The sequence below is a fragment of the Bacillus sp. GW821-FHT11D08 genome (assembly GCF_058808515.1).
The window spans coordinates 1-18,581 of sequence record NZ_JBXARS010000001.1 but is presented as its reverse complement, the minus strand read 5'-3'; the positions used below and the strand labels follow the sequence as shown (position 1 = coordinate 18,581).

At 50.1% G+C, this 18,581-nt stretch carries 17 protein-coding genes; 1 reads left to right on the top strand and 16 read right to left on the bottom strand.

What is annotated here, in order from left to right; genetic code table 11:
- Positions 1-29: 29 nt before the first annotated feature.
- Positions 30-1,268, bottom strand: a complete 1,239-nt coding sequence (locus tag AC1RRX_RS00085) for an MFS transporter (RefSeq protein ID WP_007407675.1) — start codon at positions 1,266-1,268, stop codon at positions 30-32.
- Positions 1,269-1,490: 222 nt separating this feature from the next.
- Here AC1RRX_RS00085 and AC1RRX_RS00080 point away from each other — a divergent pair, with 222 nt between their 5' ends.
- Positions 1,491-2,693, top strand: a complete 1,203-nt coding sequence (locus AC1RRX_RS00080) for a multidrug effflux MFS transporter (protein ID WP_144463832.1) — start codon at positions 1,491-1,493, stop codon at positions 2,691-2,693.
- Positions 2,694-2,725: 32 nt separating this feature from the next.
- Here AC1RRX_RS00080 and AC1RRX_RS00075 read toward each other — a convergent pair whose 3' ends face one another.
- From AC1RRX_RS00075 to AC1RRX_RS00005, 15 genes are all read right to left on the bottom strand, one after another.
- The gene (locus AC1RRX_RS00075) at positions 2,726-4,144 is read right to left on the bottom strand and encodes an amino acid permease (protein ID WP_032868187.1); all 1,419 of its coding nucleotides are present in this window, start codon (positions 4,142-4,144) and stop codon (positions 2,726-2,728) included.
- 24 nt (positions 4,145-4,168) lie between these two features.
- Positions 4,169-5,851, bottom strand: a complete 1,683-nt coding sequence (locus AC1RRX_RS00070; RefSeq protein WP_007407678.1) for a M20 family metallopeptidase — start codon at positions 5,849-5,851, stop codon at positions 4,169-4,171.
- Positions 5,852-5,922: 71 nt separating this feature from the next.
- Positions 5,923-7,470 carry an L-glutamate gamma-semialdehyde dehydrogenase gene (gene pruA / locus AC1RRX_RS00065; RefSeq protein WP_015418463.1) on the bottom strand — a complete coding sequence of 516 codons (1,548 nt, stop codon included), beginning with the start codon at positions 7,468-7,470 and terminating at the stop codon, positions 5,923-5,925.
- A gap of 207 nt (positions 7,471-7,677) precedes the next feature.
- Positions 7,678-8,964 carry a Glu/Leu/Phe/Val family dehydrogenase gene (locus AC1RRX_RS00060; RefSeq protein WP_003150991.1) on the bottom strand — a complete coding sequence of 429 codons (1,287 nt, stop codon included), beginning with the start codon at positions 8,962-8,964 and terminating at the stop codon, positions 7,678-7,680.
- 185 nt (positions 8,965-9,149) lie between these two features.
- The gene (bslB, locus tag AC1RRX_RS00055) at positions 9,150-9,611 is read right to left on the bottom strand and encodes a biofilm surface layer hydrophobin BslB (RefSeq protein WP_022537147.1); all 462 of its coding nucleotides are present in this window, start codon (positions 9,609-9,611) and stop codon (positions 9,150-9,152) included.
- 215 nt (positions 9,612-9,826) lie between these two features.
- Positions 9,827-10,282, bottom strand: coding sequence for a dTDP-4-dehydrorhamnose 3,5-epimerase family protein (locus tag AC1RRX_RS00050; protein ID WP_007407682.1), 456 nt, complete (start codon positions 10,280-10,282; stop codon positions 9,827-9,829).
- The gene (gene rfbD, locus AC1RRX_RS00045; protein WP_007407683.1) at positions 10,279-11,127 is read right to left on the bottom strand and encodes a dTDP-4-dehydrorhamnose reductase; all 849 of its coding nucleotides are present in this window, start codon (positions 11,125-11,127) and stop codon (positions 10,279-10,281) included. The genes AC1RRX_RS00050 and rfbD overlap by 4 nt, the downstream gene beginning before the upstream one ends.
- Positions 11,128-11,147: 20 nt before the next feature.
- Positions 11,148-12,095, bottom strand: coding sequence for a dTDP-glucose 4,6-dehydratase (gene rfbB / locus AC1RRX_RS00040; RefSeq protein ID WP_007407684.1), 948 nt, complete (start codon positions 12,093-12,095; stop codon positions 11,148-11,150).
- Positions 12,096-12,097: 2 nt separating this feature from the next.
- Positions 12,098-12,835 carry a sugar phosphate nucleotidyltransferase gene (locus tag AC1RRX_RS00035; protein WP_012118722.1) on the bottom strand — a complete coding sequence of 246 codons (738 nt, stop codon included), beginning with the start codon at positions 12,833-12,835 and terminating at the stop codon, positions 12,098-12,100.
- A 27-nt stretch (positions 12,836-12,862) separates the two neighbouring features.
- Positions 12,863-13,867: a PseG/SpsG family protein gene (locus AC1RRX_RS00030; protein ID WP_144463831.1), complete on the bottom strand. Its 1,005-nt coding sequence runs from the start codon at positions 13,865-13,867 to the stop codon at positions 12,863-12,865.
- Position 13,868: 1 nt separating this feature from the next.
- Complete coding sequence (locus AC1RRX_RS00025; protein ID WP_032868195.1) at positions 13,869-14,609, bottom strand: cytidylyltransferase domain-containing protein; 741 nt, start codon at positions 14,607-14,609, stop codon at positions 13,869-13,871.
- Complete coding sequence (locus AC1RRX_RS00020) at positions 14,602-15,723, bottom strand: N-acetylneuraminate synthase family protein (protein WP_144463830.1); 1,122 nt, start codon at positions 15,721-15,723, stop codon at positions 14,602-14,604. The genes AC1RRX_RS00025 and AC1RRX_RS00020 overlap by 8 nt, the downstream gene beginning before the upstream one ends.
- Positions 15,723-16,586 carry a GNAT family N-acetyltransferase gene (locus AC1RRX_RS00015; protein WP_032868197.1) on the bottom strand — a complete coding sequence of 288 codons (864 nt, stop codon included), beginning with the start codon at positions 16,584-16,586 and terminating at the stop codon, positions 15,723-15,725. Before AC1RRX_RS00015 ends, AC1RRX_RS00020 begins: the two co-directional genes overlap by 1 nt.
- Positions 16,587-17,756, bottom strand: coding sequence for a DegT/DnrJ/EryC1/StrS family aminotransferase (locus tag AC1RRX_RS00010; protein WP_007407691.1), 1,170 nt, complete (start codon positions 17,754-17,756; stop codon positions 16,587-16,589). It lies immediately after the preceding gene.
- A 22-nt stretch (positions 17,757-17,778) separates the two neighbouring features.
- Positions 17,779-18,581 (bottom strand): capsular polysaccharide export protein, LipB/KpsS family (locus AC1RRX_RS00005; protein WP_492870778.1); only part of this gene is annotated, 803 nt, incomplete at its 5' end.

Genomic DNA, 18,581 nt, shown 5'->3' with positions numbered 1-18,581 from the left:
AACATTTACAAAATTATAGAAACTTTATTTTACCGATACAATGATTGGTCGGCCTGATGCTCATATTTCCCATACCTTCTGTATGCGAAAACGCTGAGGACAAAGCCGATGAGGGTGACGGCCGCACAGATAAATCCGACAGCTGCATATCCGTATCCGACATAGACCGGACCCATGACAGCAGAACCCAAGGTGACGGCCAAATTGGACGCCAGGCTGTAAAATGCCATGATTTTGCCCCGGCGGCTCTGTGAGCAATCACTTAAAATGGTGCTGAGCAAGGTCACCGTCAGGCTTTGCATCAATCCCCAGACGAATAACCCGATGACCAAAAACGGCATTGATGACGGCGCATAGGCGAGACAGGAAAGCCATATGCTGATCACGGCCAATGCCGCGATCAAAGAGCGCATTTTCCCCGCCTTATCTGCGATTTTTCCGGTGAACACGCTCATGGAAAAACCGATTCCGTACACCATGATCAGCAGCCCTGAAGCTGTATTCCCCCCCGGCAGCACGCGGTGAAGATATGTGCCGAGAAAGGAATACATGCCGTAAAAACCGATCATGTTGCAAAAAGTGATCGTGAGGTATACAGGGACACGGGGCACCTTCAGCGCATCCCGGAAAGTGCCTGCCTGCCGTCCGTTTTCCTCTTCTGTTTTATCCCCATCCGCCGTGCTGCGGCGCGCCTCAATGAAAATGAGCGAAGCAACGAGGACAGACATGAGGGCGAAAATCCAAAACGTCCACCGCCAATTTAAAACGCCGCCGATAAAAGAGCCGATCGGAACGCCGAAAATCAAAGCGAGCGACCAGCTTGACACGATCAGGCCCATCACCTTGCCGCGGTACGCATAAGGCACACGGTCGCCGACCACCGCATAAGCTGTCGGCACAAACGCACCCGCCGCAAGCCCGGAAAGCGCCCTGCCCAGAAAGAAGAAAAAGAGATTGTGCGCCAACGCGCAGATCACCGTGCCGGCCGTAAATATAAGCAGCCCCGTCATCAGGCTGAGTTCCCGGGAATATTTATCTCCCAGCGGAACGAGAAGCGGCGCGCCGATAAAAATCATCACTCCGTAAATACTGATGGAAAGCGCCAGCACACTGACATCCGAGCTGAAAGCCCGCGCTAAATCCGGAAGCAGCGGAGAAATCACCAGCTCTTCAGAACCGGCGGCAAATACGCCTAATGTCAAAGCAAGCGCGAGACAGATCGGAAATCGGCGTTTCGTTTCGATGTGATCGGTTTGTTTGCTGTTCATGCTCTTTGAACACCTCTTCCGTAAAACTTTTCTACCTTTTGTTGTTTTATAGTTTAGCATCCTTATGTTTCATTTTACATTTCACATGAAAACTAATTCTGTTTTTTTATTTACATTCAGATTTTAAATAAAATATTTAGTTTGTATTCAATAAATGATATAAAATACGTCGTCCGGTTATGCTATAGTGATAGAATCATTTGTTAAGGTGGGGGTCATGAAATGAATAACGCTGATTCAAAGGCCGCCCGCGCAGGCCTCGGCATGGTACTGATTCTCGGGACGCTCGCTTCATTCGGGCCGCTTTCGCTCGATATGTATCTGCCCGCTTTGCCTGAGGTGGCGGCCGATCTTCATACGACAGCGTCACTTGCGCAGCTGAGCCTGACGTTTTGTCTTTTGGGGCTGGCGGTCGGGCAGATCGTTGTCGGGCCGCTCAGTGATATGATCGGGCGCCGGAAGCCGCTCATTCTGTCATTGCTGCTTTATACGCTGTCTTCTTTATTATGCGCCTTCAGCCCTTCTGTTTCGTTTTTAATTGTCATGAGGTTTATTCAAGGATTCACCGGGGCGGCCGGAATCGTCATCGCACGGGCGTCCGCGCGCGATATGTATTCCGGAAAAGAATTGACGGCTTTTTTCTCATTACTGATGCTCGTCAATGGGGCGGCGCCGATTTTAGCGCCGATTACAGGGGGACTTATCCTTCAGTTTGCCGGCTGGAAAATCGTATTTGTCGTGCTGGCGGTGATCGGCTGTATCATTACTGCCGCCGTGCTTACGGCGTTGCCTGAATCACTCCCGCCGGAAAAGCGGACAAGCGGCGGACTCCGGGAGACGCTGATGACGTTTCGGGGCCTGCTTGGCGACCGGATGTTTATGGGATTTGCGCTCAGCCAGGCATTTGTGATGACCGGCATGTTCGCATATATTGCCGGATCGCCGTTTGTACTGCAAAACATCTACGGCGTATCGGCCCAAATGTTCAGCCTGCTGTTCGCCGTAAACGGTACGGGAATCATATGCGCCACCCAAATCACCGGACGGATGGCCAAAACACATGATGAACGGAAGCTGTTTGTCTCCGGACTGTTGATCGCCGTCATCGGAAGCATCGCTTTGCTTTTATCACTTGCGTTTGGTTTAGGCCTGACGGCGGTCTGCATTTCTTTATTCATCATTGTTTCTTCTGTCGGGATCGTCACGACGACGGGATTTTCTCTGGCTATGCAGAAACAGGAGAAAGGCGCGGGAAGCGCTGCGGCTCTTCTCGGACTCCTGCCCTTTATCGGCGGTGCGGCTGCCGCTCCCCTTGTCGGGATTGCCGGAGAAGAAAATGCCTGGCCGATGGCCGTCAGCATTTTCGGTTTTGAGTTCTTTGCCGTTCTATCCTATGTGCTGTCGGCCAAACGAAAAACAAAGTAAAGCCCGCCGCTTTTTGCGGAGGGCTTTTTTTCTTATCCGGCAGCGCCTTTTTTCGAAGAAGCCGGCTCACGATTCAGGCGTTTTTTAATACCGAAGTGATAATACGCGTAACAGATGATCATCAGCGGGACGCCGCAGTACAGACCGATACGCTGGTCGGGGATAAAGATGAGACTGATTAAGATAAGACCGTAAACCGAAAATCCGAGAATCGGCACGATCGGATAAAGAGGCGTTTTAAATGCCAGGTCTTTCAGGTTTCCTCCTTCAGCGAGAAAGCGCCTCCGGAAAACGAATTGTGAAGCGCAGATTGACATCCACGCGACGACCGTAATCATACCGGAGATGGAAATGAGCCACACATACACCGTTTCAGCCGCGAATACACTTGTCAGCAGGGATAAACCGGAGATAGCGATGGTGATGGAAAGAGCTTTCAGAGGCACGCCTTTTTTCGTCAGTTTCGTTAAGGAAGCGGGGCCCATCTTAGTTTTTGATAGGGACCACATCATTCTGGACGAAGCGTACAGCCCGGAATTCGCCACCGACAGCATGGCGGTCAGGATGACAAAGTTCATGATATCAGCCGCATAGGGAACGCCGATTTTATCCAGCACAGCCACAAACGGGCTTTCGATGACGCCTGCCGTTTGGTACGGCAAAATGGACACGAGAACAAACATCGCCAGCACGAAGAAAAACAGCGTCCGCCATATGACGTTTCGGATTGAGCGGGGAAGCGTCTTTTCCGGATTTTCGCTTTCTCCCGAGGCGATTCCGACCAGCTCGGTGCCCTGGAATGAAAAATTCACCATGACAAGGGTAAACAGCACGGCTTGGGCACCGTTCGGGAAAAGCCCTTTGTCCGTCGTAAAGTTTGACAGATACGGAGCCGTCTGCCCGCCGTTAAAACCGACAAAGCCGAATACCGCAGCGCAGCCGAGAATAATAAACAATACAATGGCCATGACCTTAATGCTGGAAAACCAAAATTCCATTTCCGCAAAACTCCGCGCAGACAGCGCGTTAATGGAAAAAATGACGACGCCGAATACAAGGCACCACACCCAAATCGGAACGGCCGGAAACCACCGCTGCATTAAAATCCCCGCCGACGTCAGTTCAAGCCCCACTGTATTGGCCCAGCTGAATGCGTACATCCATCCGATCGTAAAACCCGTCGACGGCCCGAGAAACTTTGCCGCATACGCCTGAAATGATCCTGCGACCGGCATGGCGACCGCGAGCTCCCCCAAACAAAGCATCACCAAATACATTAAAAATCCGCCGATCACATAAGCCAATATCGCGCCGATCGGTCCCGCTTCACTGATCGTAAAACCGGAGCCCAGAAAAAGCCCCGTCCCGATCACGCCGCCGAGGGCGATCATAAACAAATGCCGGCCCTTCATCGTGCGCTGCAATTCAGTTTGATTGGTATCTCCCTGCATATACATCCCCCTTATTCTGTTATGTCAGCCATTTGTGCGTATGTCTAATCGGTAGCTGTGCAAAAGGTGCATTGTTGTCTGCTGAATGAGTTCCGGCAGCACATGGAATGTGTACGGCTTGTACACGCGTTCCGTCCATTTATGGCCGTCCTTTCCGTATACCCCTATATTGACCGACGGAATATTCAATTCCCTGATTTCTTTAAAAGGAATCGTCCCGATGACATCCCAGCCCGGAAAATTATCGGTAAAGGCGGAGACCTCCTCGTCTGTTTCATGCAGCGATAAAAAGCTTCCGTCCGCTAAATAAGGGAAAAACTTTTTAAAGGCGAATGTTTCTCCGGTTGACGCCGCTGTTTTATCGACCGCTTCTTGAATGACATGCTGCAAAAGCCGGTCCCGTGTGCTCTCTTCTTTCAGATAATTGTGCGGAAGGTAAGGCGGCGCATAGAAAATAATGACCTTGGCTCCCTGCTCAGGATCGAGTTTTTGCAGTTCCTCGACGGCTTTAAAGCATCTCATCCGCAGTTCAAGATGTTCATATGTTTTAAATGCCTGCCCGATACACTGTGCAGGGTCTATCCCGCGGCTTCTCAGCCTTTTCAGGTAATCTTCCAGACTGTACACTTGAACGTTCCATGACATCTCTTTTTTCGGCAGGCTCGTTCTCTCACAGTATTCGTCGTAATAATCAGATAATTTTCGTTCTGTCTCTTTGCAGGCTTCGTCAGCCACGGCGGTCAGCTGATCCATGACTTCTTTGGCGGTTTTCTCGTAAATAAAATAATTAAAATAGACATAGCTGCTGACGGCGGTCTGCACGTTATACGCTTCCTTGTTGTCACGCTGGTACAGGCAGGTCGGCGGAAGCACAAGCTCCCCTTCAATGTTTTCCGCCATATGAATATTGTTGTGAATTCTTCTGGTGATTTCTGACGCGATCAAATTCGGATCGATGCCGGACAGCGTATCACCGACATGCACCTCCCGCCCGTAAATCGCAAAGCAAGGCAAAAGCTTTCCTGCCGCGCCCGTGTAGATGTACCTTGTCGTGTCACCCTCATACAGCGGGGTGATAAAATCGTTATTAATCGCTGCTAAATAACGAAGCTGCTTTTCTTGTTTCAGCCGTTTTAATTCAGAAATGCTGGTTAAAATGCCGGAATGCTGGCTTTCTTCATCCGGGTTTGCCATGAACAGAATATGGCCCGGCAGCTGATCGCGCCGTTCAGAAAAGTGAAGCAGATTGGCGAGATGAACGGCAATACCGCTCTGCATATCAACCGAACCCCTTCCGAACATCCACTCGCCTGAGCGGGCGTCCCGCTGCACATCCCGATCAAATTCATAGTTTGAGAAATACTCCGCGAGACGGTCGGAATCAAAAGCGATATCTTTTAAAGGGCCGAAATCCTCGATGCCGACCGTATCAAGATGAGCGTGATAAATGACCGTATTCAGGCTTTCGCCGTTTCCCTCAATAAATGCGAAAATATTTTTGCGGCCGTAAGGGTCCTCAGGAATCGCCTGCTCCCACACATGTGACGGATTCTCCTGAAAGTAGGGAAAGCTCTTGATCATATCTTTGATATAGTCGGCTTTTTTTCCTTCTCCCAATGTGCCGTTGATGCTGTTTAACGCCACCAGTGATTTCGTAATGGCTTCTATTTTCTCCTCCGGAAGCATTTTGCTGAGCTGCTGGTACATATTCCATCCTCCTTACCCTCATATAGAGAAAATAGCGCGACTCTCTTTTTCATCGCGCTATTTCCGAAAGATTAATAGGCTTCAGACGTTGTTTTTGCCTGCATATGAAGAATCAGATAGTCAGGTCCTCCTGCTTTTGAATCGGTTCCTGACATATTGAAGCCGCCGAACGGCTGGTATCCGACAATCGCTCCCGTACAGCCGCGGTTGAAGTATAGATTTCCGACGTGAAAATCTTCGCGGGCGCGTTCAATGTGCGCGCGGGTTTTTGATAACAGAGCGCCCGTCAGTCCGTAATCGGTATTATTGGCAATCTCAAGCATATGGTCGAAATCACGGGCTTTTGAGATCGCGACGACCGGCCCGAAAATTTCCTCCTTCATCAGGCGGGCGTTTTCATCAACATCCGCAAAAATGGTCGGCTGAATAAAGTATCCTTTTGAATCATCACCTTCGCCTCCCGTCAGGAGTTTTCCTTCTGTTTTGCCGATTTCGATATAACTCATGACTTTATTATAAGATGCTTCGTGGATGACTGGCCCCATGTATGTATCAAAATCTTCCGGACTTCCGACAGTGAGTGATTTTGTTAAAGCGACGGCTTTTTCAACAACTTCATCATAGACGTCCTGATGGATGACCGCACGGGAACCGGCTGAACATTTTTGGCCTGAGAATCCGAAGGCGGAATACACGATTGAGGAAGCGGCAAGATCAAGATCAGCATCTCTGTCTACAAGCACCGTATCTTTCCCTCCCATTTCGGCAATGACCCGTTTCAGCCACTTTTGGCCCGGCTGTACTTTTGCGGCGCGTTCATAAATACGGCATCCAACCGCGCGGGAACCTGTAAACGACACAAATCTCGTCTTCGGATGCTCAACCAGATAGTCGCCGATTTCTCCTCCGTCGCCCGGTATGAATTGGAGCACGCCGTCCGGCAGGCCCGCTTCTTTCATCACTTCAACGAATTTCGCCGCCACGACAGGCGCCGCATCCGCCGGTTTCAGCAGTATCGTGTTGCCTGTTACGATGGCTGCCGCCGCCGTTCCCGCCATGATCGCAAGCGGGAAGTTGAATGGAGAAATGACGATTCCCACCCCAAGCGGCTCATAGTGATACTGATTATATTCTCCGTCACGGCTCTTTACAGGAGAACCGTCTTTCAGTTTCAGCATCTGACGGGCGTAATACTCTAAAAAGTCGATCGCTTCCGCCGTATCCGCATCCGCTTCCTTCCACGGTTTTCCCGCTTCTTTCACTAGATACGCGGAGAATTCGTGCTTTCTTCTGCGGATGATCGCCGCCGCTTTAAACAGCACATTCGCGCGGTGTTCCGGCCGTACTTTTTTCCATGTTTGAAATGCCTGCAGCGCAGCCTGCATGGCCTTTTCCGCAAGTTCTTTTCCGGCGGCCGATACAGAACCGATCACTTCTTTTTTATCTGCCGGATTGACGGAAATGATCTTTTTATCCGTTTCAATCGCTTCACCGTTGATAATAAGCGGATAATGCTTGCCGAGCTGTGAATTCACATAAGCCAGCGCTTCCTGAAACGATTGTTTATTTGTCTCTTCCTGAAAATTTGTAAATGGTTCGTGTGCGTATGAAACTGTCATTAGAATTCCTCCCCGTATTTTGTAATGTGTGCTCACGCTTTATGATGATGCAAGAAGCATACCAGCATAGCAATTTGTGATAAAAATAAGAAAATCTTTGCCGAAAGCGGACGAAGCTTGTCCGAATCTGTCAGCTGTAATCTGAAAACGCAAAGAAATTTTGCGATCCGCTATATAACTGATGCAAAATCTCTTTGCGGATAACACTTATACCCAGCCGCGGAACCGGGCCGCTTCAGCCGACTTTCTGATGCCCGTCATATAGGCGGCTAAACGCATATCGACTTTGTGGGTATGCGCTGTCTGATAAATGGATTCAAACGAATTCACCATGACGCTGCGCAGTTTTCCGGCGACTTCCTCCTCAGACCAGTAAAAGCCTTGATTATTTTGCACCCATTCAAAATAAGACACCGTCACGCCGCCGGCGCTTGCCAAAATATCCGGCACGAGAAGCACGCCTCTTTCATTCAGAATTTTCGTGGCATCTATCGTTGTCGGGCCGTTTGCCGCCTCCACAATGATTGAGGCTTTAATGTGATGGGCGTTTTCAGCCGTAATCTGATTGGAGATTGCGGCGGGCACGAGAATATCACAGTCCTTTTCCAGCAGCTCCCTGTTCGTTATGACATCCGAGAAGAGATTCGTCACCGTGCCGAAGCTGTCCCGCTTATCCAGCAGGTAATCAATGTCAAGGCCGTCAGGGTCATACAAAGCGCCGTGGGCGTCTGAGATGCCGATCACCTTGGCACCGGCGTCATGCATAAATTTAGCGAGAAAGCTCCCCGCATTTCCGAACCCCTGAATGATGATCCGCGCATTTTCCAATGGAATCCCTTTTTTCTTAACGGCTTCCTCAATACAAATCGTGACGCCTTGCGCGGTCGCCGTCTCCCGCCCCTGTGAACCGCCGAGAACGATCGGTTTGCCCGTAATGAATCCCGGTGAATCAAATTCTCTCAGGCGGCTGTATTCGTCCATCATCCATGCCATAATCTGCGAGTTGGTATATACGTCGGGAGCCGGAATATCCTTTGTCGGACCGACGATCTGGCTGATCGCACGCACATATCCGCGGCTCAGCCGTTCCAGCTCTCCGAATGACATCGTCCGCGGATCACAGATGATGCCGCCTTTTCCGCCCCCGTAAGGAAGATTTGTGATGCCGCATTTTAAAGTCATCCAGATGGAAAGCGCCTTAACCTCTTCTTCACTGACTTCCGGATGAAACCGCACGCCCCCTTTTGTCGGGCCGACTGCGTCATTATGCTGTGAGCGGTAGCCCGTGAAAACCTGTACTGAGCCATTGTCCATTTTGACAGGGATGCGGACGGTTAAAAGCCGCATCGGCTCTTTCATCAGTTCATACATATTGTCAGGATAGCCCAGTTTGCGCAGGGCTTCTTTTATGATCGATTGTGTTGACAAGAACAAATTAAGAACTTCTTTTTCTTCATCTTTCTGATTGCTTTTAGAAAGCGGGTTGGCTGACATGTTTTATCACCTCATCGTATTTTACGTGTAAGCTTCAATTACCGGCAGAACAAAATGTAAGCGCTTTTACACCAAAACCCATCAATCCCTTTCACATTGTCGTTACGCCCTTTTTATATGCAAGATTCATGCCAGGTTTTTTGCGCATAAAAAAAGAGGCTGTTGTCAGCCTCTTTCATCCCCGATTAACGCGGGTCAATAACCAGCTTTGTTTCGGCATAAAGACTGCCGGCCCCCAAACCGTTTACGTAATCGCCTTTAATTGTATACGCGCCCGCGCGCGGAAGGTTTTTACGCACTAGGACGAGATTGTATTCAGACGCGCCCAATAAGTCAAGGGTAAGCGGAAGTCTGACCGTTTTTCCGTAGTTGAGAATTTGCGTTTCTTTCAGTGTTCTTCCGTTTACAGAGTCCCTCACAGTGGCGTTGAACCCGTCAGGAAATTGAAATTCAACGGCGCCGACGGCAAGCAGCGCATTCGGCTTGTATGTGACTTCAATATCAGACGTCGCGTATTCTTTCGTACTATTGACGGTTTTCGCTTCAATAACGGCAGATTGGGCATTCGCATGAAAAGATGGCAAGAACACAGATGAAAATACCGCAGCACTGATGAGAAAGGCCGAAAATGATTTTCTTTTTAACATCATGAATTCCTCCAGATCATATGGGATTCAGAGCGTCCTCTGCCGGAAAAGCGTGTCTGATGGTTCCATTCGCGAATTGGGTTTCTCTTTTCCTGAGAATAATCTACCACCTTTATCCATGGAAGTAAATTATTTTTTAGAATATTCAATCATTTATTTTTCACGAGATGAATCAGCACAAAAAACGAAGACATCCGCTGTCTTCGTCTTGTGCGCTATCGGTGAGCCGTCTGCCAGTCAAATCCGATGGTGTCATCATTCCACGGAATTCTTTTTTCGTCAGGCTGATCCGGATTGTAGGACATTGTCGTGAAATAAATAATGGTCAGCGGGGTTTCACCCAGCACTCTGTACCCGTGTGCGACGCCCCTAGGAATGAGAAGGAGCATCGGATTGTCTTCTCCCATGTAGTAGACATCCGTTTCTCCCTTGGTTGCCGACTCTTCGCGAAGGTCATGCAGCACGACCTGGGCGTGGCCCGTCGGAAAAAACCACAGGTCATCCTGTTTCTCATGATAGTGAAATGCTTTAATGACGCCGGGGTAGCTTTTGGACCAGGAAGCCTGCCCGAAACGCTCTAAGAGATGTTCATCGTCACGGACGAGTTCTGAGAAAAAACCCCGGTCATCGCTGTGTTTGATCAGCTTTTTGATTTTTACGCCTTCGATCACTTGCACTGTCCCTCCCTTTGTAAATAATCATGCAGCGCTTCCCGCCAATGCCTCATGCCGAGCCCCTGCCGTTCAATCGACTCAAGACTCAACACCGAGTAAGCGGGGCGCGGCGTCTCATTTCCGTATTCCTCCGTCGTGACGGGCAGCACGGAGGCGGTTCTGCCGCTTTCTTCAAAAATAGCCTTGGCAAATTCATACCAGCTGCACACTCCGCTGTTTGCGGCGTGGTATAAGCCCGGCGGCCTGTCAAACAGACCGATCACCGTTTCGGCTAAATCCTTTGTGTACGTCGGCGCTCCGACTTGATCGTTAACGACACGCACCTGATCATGTGTATCCGCAAGTTTCAGCATCGTATTGACAAAGTTGTGCCCGCCGCTGCCGTACACCCACGACGTTCTGATAATGGTGTGGTTTTTTCCCGTTAACCGGATCAGTTCTTCGCCGAGTTTTTTGCTTTTTCCGTAAATCGTGCCCGGATCTGCGGGATCATCGGTCTGGTATGGCCGTGTTCCTTTGCCGCTGAAGACGTAATCGGTGCTGATGTGAATGAATTTCGCGCCGGTGTTTTCAGCCTCAAGCGCGGCATAATAAGCGCCGATTCCGTTTATTAAATACGCTTTGTCGAGCTCCGTTTCACATTTGTCAACGGAGGTGTATGCCGCCGTATTGACGACGATATCCGGCTTGTAATGGCTGAACGAGTGCCGCACCGAACGCTGGTCGGATATGTTCATCATCGCTTTTGTCAAGGCGATCACTTCATACCCTTCCCGCTTCAGCTGGCGGCATAACTCCCGCCCCAGCTGGCCGGCCGCTCCGGTTACTAATACCTTCGTCAATCGGATCCCCTTCTTTCCGATTAGTCTTGGCTGTCTGTATACCAGCGAATGGTTCTTCTCATTCCTTCTTCAAATGTGACGTCCTGCCGCCATCCCAGCTCATTTTTCAGCTTTGAAGCATTGATGGCGTAACGGCGGTCATGCCCTTTTCTGTCTTCGACATGAGCAAACCGTTCCTCGACACCGAGCTCCTTCATGATAAATGACGCAAGCTCTTTATTCGTCCGTTCATTTCCTCCGCCGATATTGTAAATGTCACCGAGTGTTCCTTTTTCCAGCACGAGCTTAATGGCGCGGCAATGATCTTCGGCGAACAGCCAGTCTCTGATCTGCATCCCGTCGCCGTACAGCGGAACCGGCGTGCCGTTTACGGCATGCCTGATAATGGTCGGAATCATTTTCTCGTGATGCTGGTACGGCCCGTAATTGTTGCTGCATCTTGTAATGATGGCAGGAAGCTTATGGGTTCTCACGTAAGACATGACGAGCAGGTCTGAGCTTGCCTTGCTGGCGGAATACGGATTGTTCGGAGAAAGCGGCGTCGTCTCCGTAAAAGCGGGATCATCCGGCGCCAAATCTCCGTACACCTCATCTGTGGAAATGTGAATCAGCCTGCCGGCTTTTCCCTGTAACACCGCGTCCGCCAGTCGGTATGTGCCCATCACATTTGTTGTGATAAACGGCTCTGCCTGATTTATGCTTCTGTCCACATGGGATTCAGCCGCAAAATGAATGACAGCGTCATACATTTGGGAAAAGACTTTGTCAATGTCCTCTTTTTCAGAAATGTCACCTTTGATAAAACGGAAACGGCCGTTCTTTTTTAAGGCTTCTATTTCAAGCGGCCTGCTTGCATACGTGAGATTATCCAGGACGGTAATCTGCGCGTCCGTTTCTTTCAGCATCATCTTTGTAAAGGTAAGGCCGATAAATCCGGCGCCCCCTGTAATTAAATATGATTTTGGCATGATTAATGCTCCTGTCCTTTCTGTAATGCCTGATGCGCCAGGCTTCCGGCGAGGTAGAGCGATTCATGCGTGCCCGCATCCACCCACCAGCCCGTTAACACATCATACGTCAGCTCACTGTGTTCAATGTATAAATTATTGACATCCGTAATTTCCAGTTCGCCGCGTTTTGAAGGGGAAATTTGTTCAATATAGGAAAACACTTCTGCGTCGTACATGTAGATCCCTGTGACGCATAGTCTGGTCGGCGGCTGCTCCGGCTTTTCAATGATCGACTTGATCCGTTTGTTTTTCTCATCAATCTCGGCGATGCCGAAGCGCTCCGGATCGTCCACTTCTTTCAGCAGCACTTTCGCTCCTTTTCCCTGCTTTGCGAAACGCTCCGTATAAGGTTTTAATGAATCTTCAAAAATATTATCTCCCAAAAGCAGAACGAACGGATCGCGACCTGTAAATCGCTTTGCGTATGATAAACCGTCGGATATGCCGGATGCGGCTGGCTGAACCTGATATGTGATTGAGACGCCGAGCTCTTCTCCGGTTTCGAGAAGTTTATGAAATTGCGGAATATATTCTTTTTGTGTAATCAGCAAAATATCTGTAATCCCCGCTTCTTCCAGCTTCATGACCGACCAGTAAATCATCGGATATGGACCGACAGGGAGTAAATGCTTATTGACCGCTTTTGTCAGCGGCATAAGGCGTGAGCCGGTGCCTCCGGCTAAGATAACACCTTTCACATGAACACTTCCTTACGTGTGGTTTTATCACAAATCATAAAGAATCGCCGCCGCCCGTTTGATGCCCCTGCCGTCAACCAGCGGCTTTCCGTTTTGATGAAGTCCGGTCCGCATCGGATAATCAGCGGCCATGTCAGACATATGCCGTGCGAGAACGTCCGCTGATATGCATTCACCAAGGCCGAGATGAACGGCGGCCCCCCGTGCGACGAATTTTTCCGCCGTCTCAGTTTGATGCTCCACTTGAGAAAGTACGATGCAGGGCACACCTGTACAAATGGTTTCATATAAAGTGATCCCGCCGGACACGACGGCCATATCAGCCCTCGAAAGAAGCGCGGCCATGTCATTTGTCTGCCTTACCATCTCGGCATAAGGCATTTGTGTAAGATGCGCGCGCACGTCATCAGCATGAGCCGCGGCGCCGCCCATGACGATGATCACTCGTTTTCGATGAATGTCGGGGATGCGGCGGCATGCTTCCATCACTTTAAAGACAAGCTTCTTCGGGTCGCTTCCTCCTAATGAGACCAATATGGTCCGGCATTCTTTATTCAGCTGATAGAGCTGCTTTGCTTTTTCAAAACCCGGATGAAGAATCATATATTCCGGGCCTTCATATACAGCGGCGCTGCCCATTTGGACCGTCCGGCTTTTCAGCCCTCCGTAAATGCCGTTTATAACGGCATCGCATAAATGAATGACATGTTCCCGTTTTTCTTCAAATAAGACGATGCGTGCCGATGAATGCTTTTTGACTTCCTCTAACCAGTCACACGGCATATCGAGCAGATCGAATATGAGAAGGTCAGGAGCCTGCCTGTTTATTTCCCGGACAATAAATTCCTTCTGTCCCTTGTCAGGCTTGATGATCACTTCCCATTGATCAGATGACAGATAAGAAGAAGCCTCTTTATTTGTGTAGAACGTTATTGAGCAATTGTTCTTAATGGCACCGGCAAGCAGCTTCATCCGGACCGCGTGCCCCATGCCGATGTCACGGCCCCCGTCAGCGAAAATCAGAACCCGCATGCTAATCAGCCTCTTTTTGCCGGATCATTTGATTAATGGCCCTGAGCTCCGGATCACTATTCAGCAGATGGATCAATTCTTTTGCCGGAATATCAGGACGCGAGCCCGCTTTTACGTACAGCTCGCGGGCCAGCCTGTAGTCCTCTTCTGTATCGACGGTCATCCGCAAGTGAGGAGCCCGGAGTTCCTGCGGGGGCTCAGGAAAGAGAAGCCGGTACCTCTCAGGAGATTCTCTTATTAAAAGCGTGACATGTTCCTGGTATTTGTCCGCCAGCGTTTTGTCGGCATTGATCTCCGTTAAAAGTCGCGCGTTTACCGCCTCGCCGCCGATGCCGAGCGGTGTACCGCAGATATACGTGTAGTCTGCGTGCTGATCTAAATGCGATTGAATCAGAAAATCAAGCAGCGAAGGGTCGACAAACGGGTTATCCCCCGTCAGTCTGACTGCGATGTCCGGTTTAACTTGTTCGATGACTTGTGAAAACCGGTCAAGCACGCGCTGCTCGCTGCCGCGGTGCACACGGTAGTTCTTGCTGAGGCAGTGCGCAGACAGAATGTCGTCGGTCTTGCTGTCAGACGCGGCGACGATCAGATTATCCCGCGATTGATCATAATACGCGCTTTGCCGAACCCTTTTGACAATCATATCGAGGATCGTATACCCGCCGATCGGTTTCAGCACTTTACCGGGAAGACGCCCGCTTCCCATCCGCGCCTGAATGATAAACAAAATGTCAGTCATCATATGGGCTGCCTTTCGTCAAAAGGTCATCCCAAGTGATGCCCGTGTCAGCGGGGATATCCCTGACCGCACGCGTCCCGTCAGTTAAAAGTTCAAAATATCTCGGGTGGAGCCCCTGCGGTTTTTGGCCGGGACGAAGGACGGCAAGGTTTTCCGCCGTAAAACATTCGCCTTTTTGAATCGGCGCTGTTGAAAAAATGCCTCTGTAAGCGAACCTTCTGATATCTCCTTCAATCGGTGTCGTGGTTTTATGGGAGCTTCCCGACAGCACTTCCGGCACCGAAGCGTGATGCCCCTGCCGCAGCTCCGCTTCAACTGAGCGGATCGCCGCAACCATTTGTTTTAATTCATCCGGATTGAGGGCGAAGGAGTGATCAGCACCGGGCAGGTTTTTATCGATCGTAAAATGCTTTTCAATCAGTTTCGCTCCGAGCCTGACAGCCGCGCACGGCACATCATACGGATGGGCGCTGTGATCGGAGAAACCGATCACAGCATCCGGGAATGCAGCGGCAAGCATGGGAATGACGCTCAGATTGCTGTATTCAGGCGGCGCGGGATATTTCGCTACACAATGCATGATCGCAATTTCTGTGTTCCCCTTGCCGGTAATGGTTTGATAAGCCTCCTGAATATCTGAAATATCAGCACCCGCGGTGGAAAAGATAATCGGTGTCTTCAGTCCCGCAACATATTTCAATAACGGCAGATGATTCAGCTCGTAGGAGGCGATTTTAAAGGCTGAAGGGGAAGTCGCATACAGTAAGTCGGCAGAGCCTTCGTCACAGACCGTGCTTAAAAACAGCACGCCTTTTTTCTTACAATATTCAAGCAGCGGTTCGATCCACTCGGGGGGCATTTCCATTGATTGCACTAAAGAAAAAATAGAGACGTTTTTTCCCGCAGCGGTTTTGTACAAGCCGGGGTCTTTCTGATACATTTTGTCAGCCTGAAACATTTGGAACTTGACCGCGTCCGCGCCGGCCTCACTGGCCGCATCTATCAATTCAAACGCCTGGCTCAGTTTTCCGTCATGATTAATTCCGGCTTCGGCAATGATGAATACGGGCGAACCTTCGCCGATTGACTTCGTTCCGATTTGGCATGATGCCATCAGTCCGCCTCCTTCCCGGGCCACACATGATAGTAGTAATAGGACGCATCCGCTTTAAATCCCATTCTTTCATACAGGCGGATGGCTCTTACATTGTGGAGCTGCGTTCCCGCTGATACAGTCTTATGCTGAAAGCGCAATGATTGTTCAATCACATGCGCCGCTAAATGGAATCCCGCTCCTTTTCCTTCAAATCCCGGCTTTACCGCCATCAGATCAAGGACGAATTCATCGCCTTTAGACAGCCCCTGAACAAAGCCCACGGTCTCTCCCTTATATGTGGCGGCGAATTGTAACGAAGCTCTGCCTTCCGCATTATTCCGCGCCCACTCTTCAAACAGGCGGTTTGCACTTTCATAGCTGAGATGGGGGTCTTGATAATACCTGCTTTTTGTAAAGGCGTCGCGGGCCAGCCGGCTGATCGCTTCCGTGTCGCCGGGTCCGGCTTCTGTAATCTCAAATGGCGGCGTGCTGTTATAAACACGCACCGGACTGACGAGCTTGAGAAGACTCCCTACAAAATAAGCGTTCGGAAGCTGCTGAACGACCTGCATCGCGCCGATATCTTCAGCCGGTATTTTAATAAATATAAAATCAGTGCCTGCCGCCCGCCTTGCCGCGTAAAATTCCTGAAACAGCCTTTTAAGCTGACCGGCGCTGTTTGCGGCTGCAAGCTTCACATTGATGATATTTTTTCGGAACAATTGACTTTCCCACGAAGAGTTTTCATATAAAATCACGCCTTGAAGGCTGTTTTCTTCCAATAAACAGAGCGACGATTCATAGGCTTCCGGCTGAATGCCCTTCTGATGCAGGAAGGTATGAATCATGTCCTGCGCAAGATTTTCCCTCAGTCTGTACACCTAATCAGCCCCTTTGACGATATCCGTAACGGCTGCAATGACGTATTCAACGTCGTCATCTGTCATTGACGGATAAAGAGGGAGTGACACGGTGCGGTGATAATACGCTGCAGCGGCCGGAAAGTCAGTTTCCTTATACCCGTACGTTTTTTGATAATACGGATGGAACGGAACCGGAATAAAATGAACACTTGTGCCGATATTATATTGGTCTTTTAAAGCGGAAATCAGATCGTTCCGGCTGACCCCGGCCTCCTGCTCCTCTATTTGAAGAACATACAGATGCCATGCATGCCGTCCGTCATCACTGACATGCGGGATGGTCAGCCCTTTCATGTGTCTGAAGGCGTCCTGGTAGCGGCTCGCAATGTCGGCTCTTCTTTGCTGCATGCTGTCAATCCGTTTCAGCTGATGAAGCCCAAGCGCTGCCTGAAGATCAAACATATTCATTTTATAGCCGGGCGTTTCGACCTCGTAGTACCAGCTTCCGTTTGAAGAATAGCGGTTCCACGCGCCTTTGCTCATGCCGTGAAGGCTGAGCACCCTGATCTGATCGGCGAGCCCGTCATCGTCCGTCGTCAGCATGCCGCCTTCACCGGTTGCCAGGTTTTTTGTCGCGTAGAAGCTGAATGCCGTCGCATCGCCGATTGATCCGATCATTTTCTGTTTATACGTGGTATACACGGCATGTGCGGCATCCTCTAAGACAAATAACTGATGCTTTTCGGCAATGGCCAGAATCTGATCCATATCACACGACTGGCCGGCGAAATGAACGGGTACAATCGCTTTTGTCCGCGGGGTGACGGCCGCCTCAATTTTTTTAGGGTCCGCATTCAGCGAAAGCGGATCGATGTCAACAAACACCGGAACGGCGCCTGTGTGCACGATTGTATTGGCCGTTGAACTGAACGTCACGGCAGACGTGATGACCTCGTCGCCGGGACCGATCCCTTTCGCTTTCAGGGCCAAAAACAAAGCGGCGGTACATGAGTTCAGCGCGATCGCGTGCTTTGCCCCCGTCCAGGCGGCAAAGGCTTTTTCAAACGCCTCTACTTTCGGTCCCTTTGAAAGCCAGCCCGATTCAAGCGTATCAATAACCTCCTGAATTTCGTCCTTCCCGATCATGGGCAATGAATAGGGAAGAAAAGCTGATCTTTTTTGCACCATTTTCTTTGCGCTCCTATCTTTTTTATGAAGGGTCAACCCGTCTGAAGCTGACTCCGGTTTTTTCCTGAAGCACTTGGCATAAAGCGGCAAGCGAATCCTGAACCGGGTAGTTCGCGGCGACAAAAGCACGGCGCGCCTGTTCCGCTTTTTGATATTCTGCGGGGCTTTCGCATATCCGGATTAATTCCTGAGCAAGTGCCTGCGGGTCCTCAAAGACAAATTCTCCAAGTGAGTGATAATAAGGGTATCGGCGGGTTCCCGCTGATTTTCCGATCAGCACGGGCTTTTGAAACAGCATCGCTTCAAGACCGACCGTTGATGTCTGTGTCACCGCAGCGTCAACATACGGGAGAATATCATACAGCTCCATCTCTTTTTTGATGATTTTGCCTGCTTTATATTTCCGCAGCACCTGATTGTAAGCATCCAGCTTGTTTTTGCCGATTTCCCACGGATGCGGTTTAATAATGAGCTGCATGTTCTTTTGGCCGGCAAGCTCTTCAAGCACTCCTGTATAAAATTCATCAGAAAACGGCTGCGTGGCGATCAGCGCCGTCCGCTGTGACGGGAGAAAAGAAAGTTTGCGGTAAAACGTGTCCTGATCTATCGGCTCTCTTGAGAAAATCTCGTCGAAACGGGGATGCCCCGTGATGATGATTTGTTCATCCCTGCAGCCTTTTGCTTTATACCACTCCGCTTCATAAGCCCCGAATACGGCCTGATAGTCCGTAAATACGGGCAGAAACGCTTCATCTCCCATAAGCGCTCCGTGCTGCAGACAGATGCTGACGGCGTTTTTTTTCGCGCACGTCAGCGCCAGCACAC